The organism is Arthrobacter sp. 05L417 (assembly GCF_056397865.1).
In genome coordinates, this window is the sequence record NZ_JBFTOG010000078.1 from 1 (window position 1) to 2,078 (window position 2,078).

Consider the following 2,078-nt stretch of genomic DNA (forward strand, 5'->3'; position numbering starts at 1 on the left):
GAGCTGGCGCTGAACCATCCCGACGTCGAGATCATCGTGAACCTGACCATCCCGGCAGCCCATGTCGAGGTGGCCACGGCTGCCGTGAACGCGGGCAAGCACGTCTGGACCGAGAAGCCGTTCTCCCTGGACCGCGAGTCCGGGCTGGCGTTGTTGAAGACGGCCGACGCCGCGGGCATCCGTCTGGGCTGTGCCCCGGACACGTTCCTGGGCGCGGGCCTGCAGACGGCCCGGCGGGTCATCGAACGCGGCGACATCGGCACGCCTTTGACCGCSCTGACCATGTTCCAGACCCCCGGCCCGGAATCCTGGCACCCGAACCCGKCSTTCCTCTTCGCCCACGGCGCMGGCCCGCTCTTCGACATGGGCCCCTACTATGTCACCGCCCTCGTCCAGGCSTTCGGKTCGGTCCGTCGCGTCGCCGCSGTCGGGTCCAAAGCCAAGGACGTCCGCGTGGTCGGTTCCGGRCCCAAGGCCGGGGAGGAATTCCCCGTCGAGGTCCCCACCCACGTCTCCGCGATGCTCCAGTTCGAAGGCGGCGCGTCCTCGCACAGTGTCTTCAGCTTCGAATCCCCCCGCCTGCGGATGGGCTTCGTGGAGATCACCGGCACCGAAGGCACCCTSGAAGTSCCGGAYCCGAACTACTTCGACGGGGACCTGARRCTCTGGCGYGCCGGGGCCGAGGAAGCCGAAACGATCCCGGCCACGGGACCGGCCAACGGCCGCGGGATGGGCGTGCTGGACATGGCCCGGTCCCTGCGCGCCGGTGTCCCGCACCGCGCCCAGGGRGCCCTSGCCTACCACGTGGTCGATACCCTGGTCTCCATTTCCGAGTCCGCCGAAACCGGCACCTTTGTAGGCGTCGACAGCTCCGCCGTGACCTCCCAGGCCCTCCCCGAGGACTGGGACCCGATGGCCGCCACCCTCTAGGAATCACCCATGACCAGCCCCGCCYCTACCCCCACCACCCCCCACACCGGCGCCTCCCCTCAGACCGGCGCCTCCCCGGAGGGGATCAATGCGGCACGCAGTACAGGCAGGACAGCCCTGGGTGTCGCCGCGATCGGTTACGCGTTCATGGGCAAGGCCCATTCGAACGCGTGGCGGAACGTGGCCAGCTTCTTCGACGTTCCGGCCTTCGAGCAGAAAGTGCTCGTGGGCCGGGATGCGGAACAGGTCGCCGGGGCCGCGGCCMGGTACGGGTGGGCCGAGTCCGCCACGGACTGGCGTCAGGTCATCGAACGCGATGACATCCACATCGTGGAYATCTGCGCCCCGGGCTGGATGCACGCCGAAATCGCCATCGCGGCGCTGGAGGCGGGCAAGCACGTGCTCGTGGARAAACCGCTCGCGAACACCCTGGCCGARGCCGAAGCCATGACCGAAGCCGCGCGTGCCGCACGGGCCCGCGGCATCCAGTCCATGATCGGCTTCAACTACCGCCGCGTCCCGGCCCTCGCCCTGGCCCGCGAGCTSATCGCGGARGGCCGGCTGGGCACCGTCCGGCACGTCCGCGCCGCCTACCTCCAGGACTGGCTCGCGGACCCCGGCTCCCCCATGACCTGGCGGCTCAACAAGGAAACCGCCGGATCCGGGGCGTTGGGCGACATCGCCTCCCACGCGATCGACCAGGTCCTGTACCTGCTCGGGGACACCGTCACCGAGGTCTCCGGCCGGCTGCACACCTTCGTGGACAGCCGCCCCGGCGCGGACGGTCCCGAACACGTCACGGTCGACGACGCCGCCTGGGCCACCCTGACCCTGGCCTCCGGGGCCCTCGCCTCGGTGGAAGTCTCCCGCATGGCCACCGGCAAGAAGAACTCGCTCACGATGGAAATCTACGGCGACAAGGGCTCGCTCCTGTTCGACCTGGAAACCATCAACGAACTCGGTTTCMTGGACGCCACCGTGCCTGTCCGGGAGCAGGGCTTCCGCCGGATCCTGGTCAACGAACCCGACCACCCCTACATGGCCGCCTGGTGGCCCCAGGGCCACGTGATCGGCTGGGAACACACCTTCACCCACCAGATCCGCGACTTCCTGCAGGCCCTCGACGCCGGGACCCCGCCCTCGCCCTC

The 2,078-nt window shown here is 69.6% G+C and carries 2 protein-coding genes; both read left to right on the plus strand.

Going from position 1 to position 2,078, the window contains the following annotated elements; all coding sequences use genetic code 11:
• On the plus strand, nt 1-930 hold a 930-nt coding region (locus AC1DJW_RS26330), incomplete at its 5' end, for a Gfo/Idh/MocA family protein (protein ID WP_476902929.1).
• 147 nt (nt 931-1,077) lie between these two features.
• Nucleotides 1,078-2,078 (plus strand): Gfo/Idh/MocA family protein (locus AC1DJW_RS26335; protein ID WP_476902930.1); only part of this gene is annotated, 1,001 nt, incomplete at its 3' end.